13 protein-coding genes and 1 pseudogene are annotated in these 16,343 nt (G+C 71.7%); 12 read left to right on the top strand and 2 right to left on the bottom strand.

Annotated features, from left to right (window positions below; genetic code table 11):
* Window positions 1–45: 45 nt before the first annotated feature.
* Together WMF34_RS38490 and WMF34_RS38485 are read left to right on the top strand one after the other, a co-directional pair.
* Window positions 46–1,851 (top strand): zinc ribbon domain-containing protein, encoded by a 1,806-nt coding sequence (locus WMF34_RS38490; protein ID WP_012240170.1) that lies wholly within the window; start codon window positions 46–48, stop codon window positions 1,849–1,851.
* Window positions 1,848–3,017: a trypsin-like peptidase domain-containing protein gene (locus tag WMF34_RS38485; RefSeq protein ID WP_012240169.1), complete on the top strand. Its 1,170-nt coding sequence runs from the start codon at window positions 1,848–1,850 to the stop codon at window positions 3,015–3,017. The genes WMF34_RS38490 and WMF34_RS38485 overlap by 4 nt, the downstream gene beginning before the upstream one ends.
* 264 nt (window positions 3,018–3,281) lie before the next feature.
* Here the strand turns inward: WMF34_RS38485 and WMF34_RS38480 are convergent, their stop codons facing one another.
* Window positions 3,282–4,076, bottom strand: coding sequence for a hypothetical protein (locus WMF34_RS38480; protein ID WP_437990917.1), 795 nt, complete (start codon window positions 4,074–4,076; stop codon window positions 3,282–3,284).
* Between the two features lie 305 nt (window positions 4,077–4,381).
* Between WMF34_RS38480 and WMF34_RS38475 the strand changes: the two are divergent.
* The 7 genes and pseudogenes from WMF34_RS38475 to WMF34_RS38445 form a co-directional block, all read left to right on the top strand.
* Window positions 4,382–4,562: pseudogene (locus WMF34_RS38475) on the top strand (hypothetical protein); the annotation flags it as partial.
* A 106-nt stretch (window positions 4,563–4,668) separates the two neighbouring features.
* The gene (locus WMF34_RS38470) at window positions 4,669–5,076 is read left to right on the top strand and encodes a hypothetical protein (RefSeq protein WP_157907208.1); all 408 of its coding nucleotides are present in this window, start codon (window positions 4,669–4,671) and stop codon (window positions 5,074–5,076) included.
* 213 nt (window positions 5,077–5,289) lie between these two features.
* The gene (locus tag WMF34_RS38465; RefSeq protein WP_437990916.1) at window positions 5,290–5,508 is read left to right on the top strand and encodes a hypothetical protein; all 219 of its coding nucleotides are present in this window, start codon (window positions 5,290–5,292) and stop codon (window positions 5,506–5,508) included.
* A gap of 274 nt (window positions 5,509–5,782) precedes the next feature.
* The gene (locus WMF34_RS38460; protein ID WP_012240164.1) at window positions 5,783–6,058 is read left to right on the top strand and encodes a hypothetical protein; all 276 of its coding nucleotides are present in this window, start codon (window positions 5,783–5,785) and stop codon (window positions 6,056–6,058) included.
* 394 nt (window positions 6,059–6,452) lie between these two features.
* Window positions 6,453–8,834, top strand: coding sequence for a 3-hydroxyacyl-CoA dehydrogenase/enoyl-CoA hydratase family protein (locus WMF34_RS38455; protein WP_012240163.1), 2,382 nt, complete (start codon window positions 6,453–6,455; stop codon window positions 8,832–8,834).
* 9 nt (window positions 8,835–8,843) lie between these two features.
* Window positions 8,844–10,025, top strand: a complete 1,182-nt coding sequence (locus tag WMF34_RS38450; protein WP_012240162.1) for a thiolase family protein — start codon at window positions 8,844–8,846, stop codon at window positions 10,023–10,025.
* A 124-nt stretch (window positions 10,026–10,149) separates the two neighbouring features.
* Window positions 10,150–10,407: a BolA/IbaG family iron-sulfur metabolism protein gene (locus WMF34_RS38445; protein WP_012240161.1), complete on the top strand. Its 258-nt coding sequence runs from the start codon at window positions 10,150–10,152 to the stop codon at window positions 10,405–10,407.
* Between the two features lie 25 nt (window positions 10,408–10,432).
* On the opposite strand, the gene WMF34_RS38440 is transcribed toward WMF34_RS38445, so the two are convergent.
* Entirely contained in the window at window positions 10,433–11,200 is a 768-nt protein-coding gene (locus WMF34_RS38440; RefSeq protein WP_437990915.1) for a DUF4215 domain-containing protein, read from the bottom strand.
* A 442-nt stretch (window positions 11,201–11,642) separates the two neighbouring features.
* Here WMF34_RS38440 and WMF34_RS38435 point away from each other — a divergent pair, with 442 nt between their 5' ends.
* The 3 genes from WMF34_RS38435 to WMF34_RS38425 all read left to right on the top strand — a co-directional run bounded on the left by WMF34_RS38435 (window position 11,643) and on the right by WMF34_RS38425 (window position 16,188).
* A complete protein-coding gene (locus WMF34_RS38435; protein ID WP_437990914.1) occupies window positions 11,643–13,712 on the top strand; it encodes an OmpA family protein in 2,070 nt (689 codons plus the stop codon).
* Between the two features lie 82 nt (window positions 13,713–13,794).
* Window positions 13,795–14,301: a hypothetical protein gene (locus WMF34_RS38430; protein WP_437990913.1), complete on the top strand. Its 507-nt coding sequence runs from the start codon at window positions 13,795–13,797 to the stop codon at window positions 14,299–14,301.
* A gap of 81 nt (window positions 14,302–14,382) precedes the next feature.
* Complete coding sequence (locus WMF34_RS38425) at window positions 14,383–16,188, top strand: acyl-CoA mutase large subunit family protein (RefSeq protein WP_437990912.1); 1,806 nt, start codon at window positions 14,383–14,385, stop codon at window positions 16,186–16,188.
* Window positions 16,189–16,343: the final 155 nt, after the last annotated feature.

Genomic DNA, 16,343 nt, shown 5'->3' with positions numbered 1-16,343 from the left:
CAACCGCGGTGCCACCTCGGCCTTGCGCTGAGGTATGCTGTCGGCGTGGCGGTCCCCTCGAGCCCGGCCTCCGACTTCTGCTCCGCGTGCGGGTTCCCGCTGCGTGGGCCGCGGTGCGAGGCGTGCGGGGTGGACCGGTCGCCGGTGCTCTCCGCCTCGCGCAAGCCGCCCGCGGACGCGGACTGGGACGGGAGCTCGATCGACGCCTTTCGCACGCGCGACCCGGTGCGCTTCGTCGCGCACTGCGCCTCCGCGGAGGCCGGGGCGAGCCTCCAGGCGACGACGCTGCAGGAGGGCGTGGGGTGGATCGTTCCGCTCGGGGCGATGACGCTCTTCGTCTCGCTCGACGCGGCGAACGAGCGGGTGTCGATCGACGTCCCCGTCGTGCGCGTCGCGGAGCGGCACCGGGTGCCGCTGCTCAGGACGGCGCTGGAGCTGTCGAGCGGCCCCGAGCCGTTCCGGCTGTGCATGCGGGAGGATCTGCTGCTGCTCCGCCGCGTCGGCCGCGTCGCCGCCTTCACGCCGGAGGCGCTGCGCCAGGCGCTGCGCGAGAGCGGCGAGGCGGCGCAGCGGCTCGGGGAGACGATGGGCGCGTGGTTCGACGCGCGGCCGCCGTTCTCCGAGGAGCAGCGGGCGAGCCTCACGTGGGCCTCCGCCGGCCGCGCCCGGCCGCTCAAGAACCTCACGGTCCCGCCCGCGCCTGCCCGCCCGCAGAGCGCTCCGTCGGTGAGGGCCGGCGCGCCGGCGACGCCGGTCTCGGGGGCGCGGACGCCGCTCGAGGAGCTGGCGGCGTGGGCGGCGCCCCCCTTGCCGCGCCTGCCCGAGTCGGTCGCGCGCCCCATCCGCGACGCGGACGCGATCCCCGACATCCTGTCCCCGTCGCTGGCGTCGGCGCCGATGCCGGCGCCGAGCGCCGCGTCGTCGAAGAACGGCGGCGCGCCCGCGCCCAAGGCTGGCATCCTCCCGCCGGCGCACGACGCCGTCGCGGCGTCGAAGGCGAGCGGCGGCGCCGCGATGCCGGGGTCCGAGGGCGGCGCCGCGAAGCCGGCCCCGGGGAGCGCGGTGACGGCGGCGCCGCTGCCCGGTGAGCAGGCGGCGGCCGCGGAGACGCCGGCGCAGGTCAGCGATCGCCGCAGCGCGCGCACCGTGCCCTTTCGTCGCGCGTCCTCCATGGCGGCGACGCCGCTGTCGGTGCGCCCGCCCGCGCTGCCGGAGGTGGAGATCGAGCCTCCGTCGCGCCGGAGCATCCCGTCCCGCCCGGAGTCGGCGAACGCGGCGGCCGATCGGTTCTGCCAGCTGCTCCGGGACGCGCAGGTGCTCGGCGCGGCGCTCAGCTTCCAGGAGCGGCCGGGCGTCATGGTGCTCCTCATCCGGTGCACGGTCTTCCGCGCGATCTACGAGCACGGCGAGGCGATGCCCGACGCGGTGGCGCACCTCTACCGCTGCACGGCGGCCGCGACCCGCGAGCTCATCCAGGCCGAGGGCGGCGCGCGCCGCGGGAACACCGCCGGCGTCGCGGAGCCGGCGCTCCTCGCGATGGAGCGGCTCGTGGCGGTGCGCGGCCAGGTGCCCGAGGAGAAGCCGCTGCACATCGATCCGCTCACCACGGCGGCGCTCGCGCGCGAGCACCTCGGCCGCTACCTGCGCGAGATCGAGCGCGCGCCCGCTGACCCGATGCTCCGCCACTTCCTCGCGATCGGGGCCCTGTCCGAGCTCCTCGTGCGCACGAAGCTGCCCGCCAAGACCGAGCAGCGGCTGCGCGACATCGTCGCCTACGCGCAGCGGGACGGCGCCAAACCCGGCACGATAGAGCTCCTGATGACGGCGCTCTCGAGGATCGTCGCGCAATGACGTCGCAGCTGGCGGCGCACGGCGATGGCGATCTCGCGCTGCTCCACGAGCGCGTCGCCCGCGCCCGCCGCTCGGTGGTGGCGATCCGCGCCGGCGCGCTCGTGACGACCGGCTGGGTTGCGCTCGGCAACGGCGTCGTGGTGGCGAGCCGGCGCGGGCTCGGCTACCCGACGGAGGTCGCGCTGGCGTTCGAGGACGGGCGTGGCATGGCGGGGCGGGTGATCGCCGCGGACGTGGGCCGCGACGTTGCGCTCGTCGCGCCGGCCGATCCGCCCGGCGTCGCGGCGCTCGCCGCGCGCGCCGCGGCCGAGCCGCGGCTCGGCGAGCGCGCCGCGGTGCTGAGCTGCCTCCCGGGGCAGAGCCTGCGCCTCGCGGTCGCGCGGGTCTGCCACGTGGCGCGCAAGGTCGACGGGCAGCTCCCGGTGTTCGAGCTCGACGTGGCGGCGCCCCTCGGCGCGCCGGTGCTCGATCCCGAGGGGCGGGTGATCGGCGTGGTCGCGGCGCCGTCCGGCGCGGCCGGGGAGCTCGCGGGTCACTGCGTGGTGGTCCCGGCGGGCGCGTTCCAGCCGCTGCTCGCCCTCGGGGATCGGCCGCTCGCGGAGCTCAGGGATCGGGCGCCGGTGTACCGCTGCCCGGCGTGCGAGGAGCCGTTCGACGTCGAGTGCGACAGGTGCCTGGGCTGCGGCCGCCTGCTGCCGCACGCGTACCCGCCGTGCCCGGCGCGCGCGGGCGTCGAGCGGGTGATCCGGCAGGGCCTGTCGACGCTCGGGCTCATCGCCAACCGGGTGCGCGTCGGTCCGAGGGCGTGGCGCATCGCGCAGCGGCCGTACCCCACGGCGGAGGCGGCGACGCAGGTGGACATCGAGATCGACGAGGCGGGGCGCCTGCTGACGCTGCGCGCGCCGGTCGTGGGGTTGCCTGCGGCGAACCACGAGCCGTTCTACCGGTTCCTGCTCACGATGAACGACCAGACGACGGGGGAGTTCCGCGTGTCGCTCACGGGCGACGAGGTGTCGGCGTCGTGCGTGGCGTCGCTGGAGGGGTGCGCGGACCACGACGTGGCGCTGCTCATCGATGGGCTCGTGCAGATGGCCGACGAGTACCGGAGGACGCTGGCGGAGACGTTCGACGCGGCGCCCAGGTTCGAGTCGGCGGCGGGGCGCTGAGGACGCGGGTCGAAGGCTTCCGACGCGCTCCGGAGGTTTCCGACGCGCTCCGGAAGCTTCCGGCGTGGAGGCGAGATGCGGAATTTACCGGGAAATTCGTCCTCCAGCGCGTGTCGGACGGCGCCGGGGGCGCAACGGACGCTGCTAAGTACGCGAAATTTCGTGCTCCGGAGCGCGTCGGAAGCTTTCAGAACGCGTCGGAAGCTTCCGGAGCGCGTCGGAAGGTCTCATCGGCGCGCCGGAGGCGTTGGTTTGTGAGCCGGGCTACTCGATGTGCCTCTCGTGGGTCGCTTCGCCCGGCGAGGTCGGCTGGGATGGCGTGGCCGTAAGCTTGCCCGGCTTGGGCGGCGCGGCGGTGGGCTTGCGCTGGCGCGCCTTGCGGCTCGCGAGGCCGAGGCGGATGAGGTAACCGCGCTTCTTGATGACGGCGCGGGCCGTGGTCGACCACTCGTCGAACCAGGAGCGCAGCTTCACGAGCGCTTCGCGCCGGCGCGCCGTCTCCGGGAGCTCGGCCTGCTCGGGCAAAGGGGATGTCGGGCCGAGCGCGACGTCGACGAGCCCCTGGAGGCGCTTGCGCTCGGCCTTGTCGAGGCTGCGCGTCGCGAGGAAAGCAACGGCCTTCTTGTCGCCCTGCTTCGTTCCAGCGCGGCCCGGGTCGGTGCCATTCTCGAGGGCATCGAGCCGCGCGAGGAAGGTGGCCACTCCCTGGACGGCGGCGGTGCCGGTGGAGGGCGCGAGGTCCTTGAAGACATAAGCGTTCACGTCGGGGAAACGACGGCGGAGCGCGGCGCCATGACGGGTGAAATTGGGCTCGTCCCACTGGTCGAGCTCCGTCGTCGCGGCGCGCTGCGCCCTGGCATCGTCGGTATCGGGCGGCGCGCCCATCTTGCGGGGAGCGGCGAGGACGTCGAGGAGCAGCGCGCGGCCCTCCAGGATGTCGTCATCCGTCATCCCCGCCTCGGCCATCGACGTGCGGATCGCGGCGACAGCGCCCATCCCCGTCAAGAACTTGGTGACGCGCTCAGGCGTGGCCTCGAGGACTTCGTCCGAATAATCCATGCTGAGTTCCTCCCTGCCGACCGGGGGATCCGGACGGCGGCAATGAGAGCAGAAGCTACAATGGGTGTTTCGACGGTTGAAAGAGGATTGTTGCGCGCGCGGGAGTGAGAGACCGTCGGTTTTTTGCTCTATCGGTCTGGTGCGAGCGGCGCTCCGTAGACTTGGCGTCCTTGGGGACAATCGCGGACTCCGTCGGACGCGCGGGCGGCCCCTCACGGCACGAAGCACGCGCGGCGCGCTGCCACGGAGCAGCCCGGCGATGGTTCGTGCGTTGAGGACGGATGAACGTCAATGAAACGAAAGCTGGCGCGCCCACCTACGAGGCGGACGTCACCTCGCGCAAGCACGTCCAGTTCATCGAGCGCCACGCCCCCCTACCACGTGCGGCGCCTTCCACGCGGCGGCGTCGTGCTGGCGACCCACCCGTTCCGCACGCTCTGGCCGCTGTGGGCGGACGCCCTCTTCTTGCTCGGCATCACGTCATGACGGAGGACATGTTCGTTCCGCCTTGCGGCTCACTGTATTTCATCGAGACCTCCATCAACCATCAGAGTCGATCCTACCGTCTATGAATAACGAACGTCACGAAAGGATGGGCGAGCTCTCGCGTCTCGTTGCGCTGGTGCTCGACGTCGCAAAGAGTGCTCTGGAGGAACAGGGGACATTTCTCCCCGGTTCCATCGCGGTCGACGCCGCCGGGAAGTATGCCATCGGCGTGGCGCCGCACGGCGGTGTCAACGGCTGGACGCTCCTCACGACCGCGTTCCGGCAGCGCGCGGCGGCCGAGGAGCTCCGAGCGGTCGTGCTCTATCGAGACGTGCGCGTCCGCGAACGAGGCGCATCGGAGGACGTGGACGCCATCCATGCCGTCGTGGAGCTAGCCTCTGGCGAAGCGGTCCAGGTGTTCCAGATCTATCGCAAGAATGACGCGGGGGGGATCGTCTACGACAAACCGGAGATCGAGCAGGCTACCTCCGTCATCTTCGTAGAGTCGCATTGAAGCAGGAGACGCGAGGCGGCGCGTGAAGAGCGGTGGTGGCTCCCCCACGTGCTGCCGCGTAAATACGCCGGCCCGAACTTCGACGAAGAGCTGAAAACCCAGATAGAGGGAGAGCAAGATGGCCAAGGTCAAATTCGTGGAGCTCCACCTCGTCAGGGCGCGCCAGGTGGTCGTCCCGCTGGCTCGCTTCGTCCTCGGGTCGGCGGGCCCCCCGTGCAGATCGTGAAGCTCCACCCGGATTGCATGAACGCGGTGGGCGACATCCTCGAGCAAGGGCTGCCTAGCTACGAGCGCGTCTACAACCTCGAGGATGGGCTCGATTTCCTGAAGGCCTTGCGACGAACCTATCACTCCCTTCGGTACTACGCGACCGAGGTCGCCGAGATGGACGAAGAGGAGGCGCTCCGTGGCTGCGAGGACGGCGAGGGGTAACGCGCGCGGGCCCACTGCGCCCACTTTCCGCGCCGCTCTCGCAACGCCGTCCGAGCGCAGCGCGGGCCCGGGGAGGCGCGGTCGGCTCGCCCGGTACGCACACCCCCTGGACGAAGTCAACCCACACGCCCACACGCCGCCGCCATCCGCGGGCGACGTCGCGCAGGTCCGTCCCGCGCCGCCGCGCCGCCGTCCGGAACTCTCGCCGAGCGGCGCGTGGTAGCTTCACCGGCGCCCGCACGAGGCCGTGCGGCCACCCGCCATCGAGGAGACCATGAAGCGAGAGAAGCGACTCACCAAGCGCGAGCGGAAGGCGCTCGCGCCCGCGCGCCCGGCGCAGCCTCACGAGCACAAGCACATCCACTGCGTCGCCTGCGGCAAGCACCTCGATCCGGAGGAGTTCCTGGCACAAGGGTCGGCGACCTGGATCCAGTGCCTGCACAAGTCGCGCTTCGCCACCTGCACCGAGTGCGTCGAGATCTCGAAGCGCCTCCTCGCCGAGCACGACCGCACCGGACAGCCAGTTCAGTCCGCTCAGGCATGGCACTGAGCGGCCGACCCCAGCCGGCCCGCCCGCGCGGCCTCGCCTGAGCACGCTCGCACCGGGCGCCATGCTCAGTCCATCCCAGAAACCCACATCCCATCTCCCCGCGCTTCTCCCGGAAACGGAAGTGCTCTGAGGACGGTCGATCACCGGAACGCACGGGGCATCGGTAATCCAGGGGACGCCGTGCGCCGCCTCTCATTGCAGCTGTCGCTCGGTGTCGCACACCCGCGCTTGTCCGCCCGGCGTCCCGCGGCGCCTCGCCGATTCAGCGCGCGCCCTCGACGGCGACGCGTAACCTTGCTCGCTCTCCCGCGCGGCCGTCCACCTCGGATACGCTTGCGCTCGGGGCCCTTTCCGTCAATGGTTTGCGCCCCATTCATCTCTCCGGAGGATCTGCATGACGAAACCAATCCGCCGCGCGGGCGTCATCGGCGCGGGCGTCATGGGCAGCGGCATCGCCGCCCACCTCGCGAACGCCGGCATCGAGGTCCTGCTCCTCGATATCGTGCCCCCGAACCTCACCGACGCCGAGAAGAAGGACCCGGCCGCCCGCAGCAGGTTCGCCGCAGGCGGGCTCGAGAAGGCCCTCAAGGCCAGGCCCGCCGCGTTCTTCCACCCGTCGAACGCCCGCCTCGTGCGCACCGGCAACACCGAAGACCACTTCGCCGAGCTCGCCCAATGCGACCTCGTTATCGAGGCCATCATCGAGAAGATGGAGCCGAAGCGCGCCCTCTTCGCGCGGCTCGAAGAGGTCTTGCGGCCCGACGCGGTCGTGGCGTCGAATACGTCCGGGCTGCGCATCGAGGAGATGATGCAAGGGCGCTCCGCGGACTTCCGCAAGCGATTCCTCGTCATGCACTTCTTCAACCCGGTCCGGTACATGAAGCTCCTCGAGCTCGTCGTCGGGCCCGACACCGATCCCGCCGTCGTCGCCCGCGTGCGGAAGCTCGGCGAGGACGTGCTCGGAAAGGGCCTCGTCTTCGGCAAGGACACCCCGAACTTCGTCGGCAATCGCATCGGCACCCACGCGATGCTGACCGCCATCCACCTCATGATCGAGGACGGCCTCGCGCCGGAAGACGTCGACGCCATCACCGGCATCGCCATGGCCCACCCGAAGAGCGCGAGCTTCAGGACAGGCGATATCGTCGGGCTCGACACCTTCGCCCACGTCGCCGACAACTGTTACTCGGCGCTCGAGCGCGACGAGGACCGCGACGTCTTCAAGGTGCCCGCCTACATCCGGAAGATGATCGAGGCGAAGCTCCTCGGCGACAAGACCAAGGGCGGCTTCTACCGCAAGGCCAAGGAAGGCCTGGAGACGCTCGACCCGGCCAAGCTCGAGTACCGCCCCCACGGCGGCGACGAGGCGATCAAGAAGGCCACGAGGTCGTGCGAGAAGATCGAGGACCCCGCCGCGCGCGTGAAGAAGCTCGCCAGCGACCCCGGCAAGGCCGGGCAGTTCGCCTGGAAGGTGCTCTCCCGATCGCTCGCGTACACGGCGCGGCGCGTCGGCGAGATCGCCGACAGCATCGTGGCGATCGATGACGCCATGCGCTGGGGGTACAACTGGGAGCTCGGGCCGTTCCAGACCTGGGACGCGCTCGGCTTCGCCGAGACCGTCGAGCGCATGCAGAAGGACGGCATCCAGCTGCCCGAGTCGATCCTCCGCATGAAGCAGAGCGGCGCGACGTCGTTCTACCGCGCCGATGGGGCGGTGTTCGATCTGCTCAAGGGAGAGTACGTCGCCCGGCCGGTCGATCCGCGCAACGTGACGCTGGCCGGCGCGCGCGCGGCCGCGAGGGGCGCGAAGGCCGTGCTCGCCAACGACGGCGCGGAGGCCTGGGACCTCGGCGACGGCGTGCTCGGCGTCACCTTCAAGACCAAGGCGAACAGCCTCGATCCGGACTCGATCGGGATGCTCTCGCTCGCCGCCGAGAAGGCCGAGCAGGACTTCCGCGCGCTCGTGGTCTTCAACCAGGGCGAGCACTTCTGCGTCGGCGCCAACCTGTTCCTCGTGGCCATGGCCGCGGGCAACAAGGACTGGGACGCGATCCGGAAGATGGTGAAGGCGTACCAGGACGCGACCCAGCGGCTGAAGTACGCGAGCGTGCCGGTCGTGGCCGCGCCCTACGGGATGACCCTCGGCGGCGGCCTCGAGCTCTGCTTCGCCTGCGACGCGGTGCAGGCCGCGGCCGAGACGTACGCGGGGCTCGTCGAGGTCGGCGTCGGCCTGATCCCGGGCGGCGCGGGGACGCTCAACATGCTCTGGCGCGCGCTCGAGGGGATCCCCGAGGGCGTGACGGTGCCGACGTACGACATCGTGACGCAGGTCTTCAAGAACATCGCCCTCGCCAAGGTCGCCACCAGCGCGGACGAGGCGAAGGCGCTCGGCTTCTTCCGCAAGACGGACGGCGTCTCGTTCGACCGGGCCCGCCAGCTGTACGAGGTGAAGGCGCGCGCGATCGGGCTGGCCGAGGCCGGCTACCACGCGCCCGTGCCGCGCGCGTACAAGCTGCCGGGCGAGAGCGGGATCGCGACGCTGCAGATGATGATCGACACGCTTGTCGCCGGCGGCCACGCCAGCGAGCACGACGCGAAGATCGCGCGCAAGCTCGCCGAGGTGCTCTGCGGCGGCGCCGGCGGCGGGGCGCGCGAGGTGACCGAGGACGAGATCCTCGAGCTCGAGCGCGAGGCGTTCGTCAGCCTGTGCGGCGAGCCCAAGAGCGCCGAGCGAATGCAGTACATGCTGATGAACAACAAGCCCCTCCGGAACTAGGTGAACGCCATGGTCGACGTCGTAATTGCAGAGGCCGTCCGCTCGGCCGTTGGCCGGGCCCACAAAGGGTCGCTCGCGCTGAAGCGCCCCGACGAGCTCGCCGGCGAGGTCGTCGCCGCGCTGCTCCAGCGCGTCCCCCAGGTGAAGCCGGAGGACGTCGAGGACCTCGTCCTCGGCTGCGCCATGCCGGAAGGCGAGCAGGGGCTCAACATCGCGCGCGTCGTCTCGCTCCTCGGCGGGATGGCGCAGGAGGGCTCCGCGATCACCATCAACCGCTTCTGCTCGAGCGGGCTCCAGGCGATCGCGAGCGCGGCGGGCAGCATCGCGATGGGATCGCTCGACATCGCCATCGCCGGCGGCGTCGAGTCGATGACGATGGTGCCGATGACCGGCAACAAGCTGAGCGCGTCGCCGGAGGCGATGGAGCGGTGTCCGACGGTGTACACGCCGATGGGCATCACCGCGGAGAACGTGGCGAACCGCTTCCAGGTGAGCCGCGCCGACCAGGACGCGTTCGCGCTGAAGAGCCACCAGAAGGCGGCGGCGGCGCGCGCGGCCGGGCGCTTCGAGGACGAGATCGTCACCGTGAAGGGGGTGCGCTTCGAGAACGGCAAGCGCGCGTTCTTCGACTTCCGCACCGATGAGCTGATCCGCAAGGAGACGACGGCGGAGGCGCTCGCGGGGCTGAAGCCGGCGTTCTCGGCGAAGGGGAGCGTCACGCCGGGCAACAGCTCGCCGCTGTCGGACGGCGCCGCCGCGGCGCTCGTGATGAGCAAGGCGAAGGCGGACGCGCTCGGGGTGAAGCCGCTCGGGTACTTCCGGGCGTTCGTGACCGTCGGCGTCGACCCCGCCATCATGGGCATCGGCCCGGTGCCCGCGGTGCGCAAGCTGCTCGCGAGGACGGGGCTGAAGATGGCCGACATCGACCTCTTCGAGGTCAACGAGGCGTTCGCCTCGCAGGCCGTCTACGTGCAGCGGACGCTCGAGATCCCCGAGGAGAAGCTCAACGTGAACGGCGGCGCGATCGCGCTCGGCCACCCGCTCGGGTGCACCGGCGCGAAGCTCACCGCGACCGCGCTCTACGAGCTGCGCCGGCGCGGCGGCCGGTACGCCATCGTGACGATGTGCATCGGCGGCGGCATGGGCGCGGCCGGCCTCATCGAGCTGGCCGGCGCGACCGCGCGCGCCTGATCCCACCGCGCCGATCCCGCCTCTCCCATCCCGTCGCGTCGGCCACGTCGACAGCGCGCCCCGCCGCGGCCCGAGCCCCGCGCTCCGGCTTTCCCGCGGCGGGGCGATCGCCTATAGATCGCCCATGCCGAGCCACCTGACGACCTTTCAGGGGTCGATCCCCGAGGCCCTGAAGCAGGCCATCGAAGCGAAGATCGAGGGCTCCACCGCCGAGGTGACCGGCGGCGGGGGCCACTTCAACCTGGTCGTGACCTCGCCGGTGTTCGCCGGCAAGAGCATGCTGGAGAGCCAGCGGCTGGTCTACGGGGCGATCGCCCACCTCATGGCCGGCGACCAGGCGCCCGTCCACGCGATCGACAGCCTCAAGACGCGTACGCCTTGAGAGGGGCGCCGCTCGGCGGCGCGGATCAGTCGTTCTCGGCCTGGCAGGTGCTGCTGCAGCCGTCGCCGTCGGCGGTGTTGCCGTCGTCGCACTCCTCCAGGCCCGCCTCGATGCTGTCGCCGCAGACGGGGGCGCAGACGCTGGGCTCGCCGGTGCAGAGGTAGCCGTGATCGACGTCGCAATCGGGGCTGCAGCCGTCGCCGTCGACGGTGTTGCCGTCGTCGCAGCCCTCGTTGCCGATGAGCAGGCCGTCGCCGCAGAGCGGGCCGCAGGCGCTGGGCTCGCCGTTGCACTCGTAGCCCGCCTCGATCACGCAGACGGCGTTGCAGCCGTCCTCGTTCCGGACGTTGCCGTCGTCGCAGGCCTCGGCGCCCCGCACCAGGCGGTCGCCGCACATCGTCGAGCAGATGCTCGGCGCGCCGGCGCAGGTGTAGCCGGGCTCGACGGCGCAGCCCGCGTCGCAGCCGTCTCCTGCCGCGGTGCCGCCGTCGTCGCAGCCCTCGGCGCCGCCCACCGCGCCGTCGCCGCACACGCCGCCTCCGGCGCCGCCGTCGCCTGCGCCGCCCTGGCCCCCGTCGCCCGCGCCGCCCTGGCCGCCGTCGCCCGCGCCGCCCTGGCCCGTGGCCCCGCCGGAGCCCGCCGTCGTCGCGCTCGACGCGGCGCTCGACCCGCTCGTGCTCGATCCGGAACCGCCGCCCCCGCCGTCGCCGTCGCTCGCGCCTTCCCGTTCGCACGAGAGCAGCGCCGTGGCCGCGATCACCGCGGCCGCCCCAGTCCATCTCGTCAACAGCATCTGTTCCTCCAGGAGCGAGGTCCGCGAGCGACGGGGGCCTCCCCTCGACCCTCGAGCGCGCGCCGAGCACGTGTTGCCCCAACCTTCCACGGAATACTCCGCTCCGATCGTCCGGACAACTTCGCCCTACCCGGACGTCCCGGCGTTCGGCCGCGCGCCCCGCCGGCGCGCATCCGCGTGCATCAACTCATGATTCCGGCGGATCGCGGGCCCTCGCGAGGGGGCGGCGGGCGCGCGCCGCGCCCGAGCTGAGCGCCCGGCGCCGGGCGCGCGGAGGGTCGCGTGGCGGCCGCGTGGCACGTCGAAATGGGCGCCGCGCTCGCTCGCGCCGCGCGCTCGCGGCGTCGTCTGTTTGACACCGGAATTCGCGCGATGGTACGTGGCGCCGGGCGCCCCACGCGCTGGCCTGATAGCGACCTCACACGATCCCGAGGACCCTCCCATGACGCCTCGTTCCCCGCTGCTCCCCGCCGAACCGCCGCTCCCAGGCGCTCCTGGGGCGAACGACGCCCGGCTCCCGGCCCAGGCGCGCCCCGGCCGAGCCTCCCGCCTGGGCGCCGGGCTGCTCTCCTTCGTCCTCGGCGCAGCGATGACCGCCGCCGCCGCGGGCGACGCCGCGGCCCAGACGCGCACGGGAGACGGCGCCAACGGCGACGGCATGGACCTGCACCTGTTCCGGCCGGCGGTCGACTCCAAGGGGCTCTTCTCCGTCAACGGGGCGGACATCCTCGGCGCGAACGACATCAGCCTGGGGCTCGTGCTCGATTACGGGCACAACATCCTGCCGCTCACCAAGAACGACCGGGGAACGGAGGTGATGCTCAATCACGCGTTCCAGGGGACGTTCCAGTTCGATTACGGCATCGCCAACTTCCTGGTCGTCGGGCTCTCGGTCCCGGTGGTGCTCAACGGGGGCAAGCCGGTCGACGACATCGGCCCGGGCGGCAGCGCCAACTACAACGACGACTCGCTCGACGCGCAGGCGCTCGGCAACCTGGCCGTGCACGCGAAGGCGCGCATCCTCCGCCCCGATCAGGACGTGATCGGGCTCGCGGTGATCGCCCAGGCAGGGATCGGGGTCGGCGGGAGCCAGGACTTCGCGTCGGATCCGGGGTTCTTCTTCTGGCCGCAGCTCGTGCTGGAGAAGCGGCTCGGGACGAGCAACCCGTTCCGGATCGCGGCGAACGTCGGCTACCGCGGCCACGCCGGAAAGAACCCGGTGTTCGGCCTGCGCCAGGACGGCGCGACCTTCCAGCTGGAGCACGGGGACCTCGAGTACTCCGACCTGATCACCGCCGGGGCCGGCATGAGCTACCGCGTCCTCACGCCGCTCGACCTCGTGGTCGAGACCTACCTGACCCAGCAGGTCGGCGGCGGCGACAGCGCCAAGCAGAAGCTGTCGGCCGAGGCGATCGGGGGCATCAAGCTCTTCATCGAGCGGAACAGCTTCCTCATGCTCGGCGCCGGCGTCGGGTACACGCCCGGGTTCCAGTCCGCGGCGCAGCGCGCGACCATCGGGTTCGTCTTCGAGCCGTCGATCGGCGATCGGGACGGCGACGGCATCAAGGACGACCAGGACGACTGCCCCGACGAGCCCGAGGACTACGACGGCTTCCAGGACACGAAGGCGGACTCGCCCCCCGGGAAGTACGGCTGCCCGGATCCGGACAACGACGAGGACGGCATCCTCGACGTCGACGACCGCTGCCCGAACAACCCGGAGGACCGCGACGGCGACGAGGACGACGACGGCTGCCCGGAGGGGAGCGACGGCGATCGCGACGGCGACGGCATCCTCGACTCGCGCGACAAGTGCCCGGACGACCCGGAGGATCGCGACGGCTTCCAGGACAAGGACGGCTGCCCGGATCCGGACAACGACAAGGACGGCATCCCCGACAAGTCCGACCAGTGCCCGAACGACCCCGAGGACAGGGACGACTTCGAGGACGAGGACGGGTGCCCGGAGCCCGACAACGACAGGGACGGCATCCCGGACGTGGTCGACAAGTGCCCGAACGATCCGGAGACGTTCAACGGCCTCGAGGACGAGGACGGGTGCCCGGACAAGGGCAGCGTCGTGATCGAGGAGAACAACATCGTCATCCTCGAGAAGATCCAGTTCGCGACCGGCAGCGCCGAGATCCTCCCGGAGTCGTTCGGCATCGTGCAGGCGGTGGCCGAGACGCTGAAGCACCACCCGGAGTTCACGATGATCGAGGTGCAGGGGCACGCCGACGAGCGCTCGGCCGACGCGTACAACCTCAAGCTGACCCAGGCCCGCGCGGACGCGGTCGCCGCGGCACTGGCGCAGCGCGGCGTCAACAAGAACAGCGTTCGCTCGATGGGCTACGGCGAGTACTGCCCGATCGATCCGGCCCACAACGCGGCCGCCTGGGAGAAGAACCGGCGCGTCGAGTTCAAGGTCGTGCGGACCGACAAGGGGCCGACCAACGTGGAGCTGGGCTGCGCCCTGGCCCGCTCCAAGGGCGTCATCCCGCCGCCGCCCTGAGCGGAGACGCGGCGCCGCCCGGAGCAGAACCGCGGCGCCGCCGATCTGGACAGGACCGGTCGGGCCGGGAGAGAGTGAGCCCATGAAGGCCCGCGCCAGGCGCTCCGCCGCCACCACGCTCGCCGCCGCGGCGCTCGCCGTGATGGCGAGCGGCTGCATCAACACCGACGCGGCCGTGTTCGTCGAGCCGTCGATTGCGGCGCCTGAGGCGACCGTCTCCTCGAATGCGCTGGGGACCGGCCTGACCGCGAGCTTCGCGCTGGAGCTCCACCTGAGCGCGCGGGCCAGCGGGCCCAGCCGCGTCGCGGTGCGCACCTTCGCGATCACGAGCGCCGATCAGAAGACCTCGATCGTCGAGCCGCTCCCCGTCGAGACCACGGCGGCGCTGCCGGTCGAGGTCGCTCCGGACAGCGATGTCACCATGGCGTTCAACGTCGATACCGGCGCTCAGGGCGGGACGCTCCCGGCCGAGGTCGCGGCGGCGCTCTGCGCCCCGGAGGGGATCCGCATCACGGGCGCGATCGAGGACTCGCTGGAGGACGGGGCGACGCCGGTCGCCTCCGCGGTGTTCCACGCGGTGTGCCCGTGATGCGGCGCACGCCCGCCGCCCCGGCGCGCTCGCCGGCATTGTCCGGCGTCGTCGCGCGCGCGCCGCGCTAAAATGCCGGCCATGGCGCCTCGAGAGATCACCCCCCCTCCGGAGACCGCGGCGGACCGAGCGGTCGGGTCCCCGGAAAACGCCGGCGAGCGCGGCGGCGACGCGCTCCGCTCCACGAACGGCGGGGGCGGAGAGGGGCTCGCGCTCGACGAGGCAGGGCTCGCGGCGCTCCGGCGCGCGGTGGCCGCGTGGCGCGCGGGCCCGGTCGCCGAGGCGTCGGCGCGCTTCCCGCCGCGGAGCGAGCGCTTCACCACGTGGAGCGGCATCGACGTCCCCGACCTCGCGACCCCGGCCGACGCGCCGGTCGACCACGCGGCGGATCTCGGGCTGCCCGGGGAGTACCCGTTCACCCGGGGCGTCCAGCCGACGATGTACCGCGGCAGGCTCTGGACGATGCGGATGTTCGCGGGCTTCGGCACGCCGGAGCAGACGAACGCGCGGTTCAAATACCTGCTCGCAGAGGGCCAGACGGGCCTGTCGACCGCCTTCGATTTCCCGACCCTCATGGGCTACGACTCCGACTCTCCGCGGTCGCTCGGCGAGGTGGGGATGTGCGGTGTCGCGGTCGACACGCTCCGCGACATGGAGGTGCTCTTCGACGGCATCCCGCTCGACCAGGTGACGACGTCGATGACCATCAACGGCCCCGCTGCCGTGCTGCTCGCGTTCTATATCGCGCTCGCCGACAAGCGCGGGATCCCGCGGAGCCGCATCGGCGGCACCGTGCAGAACGACTGCCTCAAGGAGTTCATCGCCCAGCACGCCTGGCTCGTCCCGCCGCGCCCGGCGATGCGGGTCGTGACCGACATGATCGAGTTCTGCGCGCGCGAGGTGCCGCGGTGGAACTCGGTGTCGATCAGCGGCTACCACATCCGGGAGGCGGGCTCGACCGCCGCGCAGGAGCTCGCGTTCACGCTCGCGGACGGGCTCGCCTACGTCGAGAGCTGCGTCGCCCGTGGCCTCGACGTCGACGCCTTCGCGCCGCGCCTGTCGTTCTTCTTCGACGTCCACAGCGACTTCTTCGAGGAGATCGCGAAATTCCGCGCCGCGCGCCGCATGTGGGCGCGGTTCCTCAAGGTGCGGTACGGGGCGAAGAAGGCCGAGAGCATGAAGCTCCGGACGCACGCGCAGACGGCCGGCGTGTCGCTGACGGCGCAGCAGCCGTACAACAACGTGGTCCGCGTCTCGCTCCAGGCGCTCGCCGCCGTGCTCGGCGGCACCCAGTCGCTCCACACGAACTCGCTCGACGAGACGTACGCGCTCCCGACCGAGGAGAGCGTGACCATCGCCCTCCGGACCCAGCAGATCATCGCCCACGAGAGCGGGGTCGCGAACACCATCGATCCGCTCGGCGGGAGCTACTATGTGGAGTGGCTCACGGACCGCCTGGAGAAGGAGGCCCTCGAGTACATCCAGCGGATCGACGAGATGGGCGGGATGGTGGCCGCCATCGAGAAGGGGTATCCGCAGCGCGAGATCGCCGCCTCGGCCTACAGGTTTCAACGAGAGCTGGAATCGAACGAGCGGATCATGGTGGGCGTCAACCGCTACGCCGCGGTGGGCGAGAAGACGATCCCCCTCCTCCGGATCGACGAGGAGGTGCAGCGCGTTCAGTGCGAGAACCTGGCCCGGGTCAAGGCCCAGCGCGACCAGGACCGGGTGCGGCGCGCCCTGGCCGACGTGAGGAGCGCCGCGCGCGGCCGTGACAACCTGATGCCGCCCCTCATCGCGGCGGCCAGCGCCTACGCGACCGAGCAGGAGATCTGCGACGTGCTGCGCGACGTCCTGGGGACCTACAGCGATCCGGCCGAGTTCTGAGCGCGCCGGAACGCGCGGGGAATCGCGCGGGTAATCGCGCGGGTAGGAGCGCGCGCGGCTTGCTGCGGTGCGCCGCGGCCCCGGCGTGCGCATCCGATCAGGTCGCGGGCGGCGCGGTGGCCGGGGAATCCCTCGATTCGTCAGGTTGACACTTC

Source organism: Sorangium sp. So ce145, assembly GCF_051525985.1.
Classification (GTDB): Bacteria; Myxococcota_A; Polyangia; order Polyangiales; family Polyangiaceae; genus Sorangium; species Sorangium cellulosum_B.
The sequence above is the reverse complement of the archived record's forward strand: the minus strand, read 5'-3'. Positions and strand labels throughout refer to the sequence as shown.

Bases quoted from the DNA above. Each gene is read 5' to 3' on its own strand.
- WMF34_RS38425 (WP_437990912.1), top strand. From the start codon at position 14,383: ATGGCGCCTCGAGAGATCACCCCCCCTCCGGAGACCGCGGCGGACCGA.
- WMF34_RS38460 (WP_012240164.1), top strand. From the start codon at position 5,783: ATGAAGCGAGAGAAGCGACTCACCAAGCGCGAGCGGAAGGCGCTCGCG.
- WMF34_RS38470 (WP_157907208.1), top strand. From the start codon at position 4,669: ATGGGCGAGCTCTCGCGTCTCGTTGCGCTGGTGCTCGACGTCGCAAAG.
- WMF34_RS38445 (WP_012240161.1), top strand. From the start codon at position 10,150: ATGCCGAGCCACCTGACGACCTTTCAGGGGTCGATCCCCGAGGCCCTG.
- WMF34_RS38435 (WP_437990914.1), top strand. From the start codon at position 11,643: ATGACGCCTCGTTCCCCGCTGCTCCCCGCCGAACCGCCGCTCCCAGGC.
- WMF34_RS38450 (WP_012240162.1), top strand. From the start codon at position 8,844: ATGGTCGACGTCGTAATTGCAGAGGCCGTCCGCTCGGCCGTTGGCCGG.
- WMF34_RS38440 (WP_437990915.1), bottom strand. From the start codon at position 11,200: ATGCTGTTGACGAGATGGACTGGGGCGGCCGCGGTGATCGCGGCCACG.
- WMF34_RS38455 (WP_012240163.1), top strand. From the start codon at position 6,453: ATGACGAAACCAATCCGCCGCGCGGGCGTCATCGGCGCGGGCGTCATG.
- WMF34_RS38480 (WP_437990917.1), bottom strand. From the start codon at position 4,076: ATGGATTATTCGGACGAAGTCCTCGAGGCCACGCCTGAGCGCGTCACC.
- WMF34_RS38430 (WP_437990913.1), top strand. From the start codon at position 13,795: ATGAAGGCCCGCGCCAGGCGCTCCGCCGCCACCACGCTCGCCGCCGCG.
- WMF34_RS38485 (WP_012240169.1), top strand. From the start codon at position 1,848: ATGACGTCGCAGCTGGCGGCGCACGGCGATGGCGATCTCGCGCTGCTC.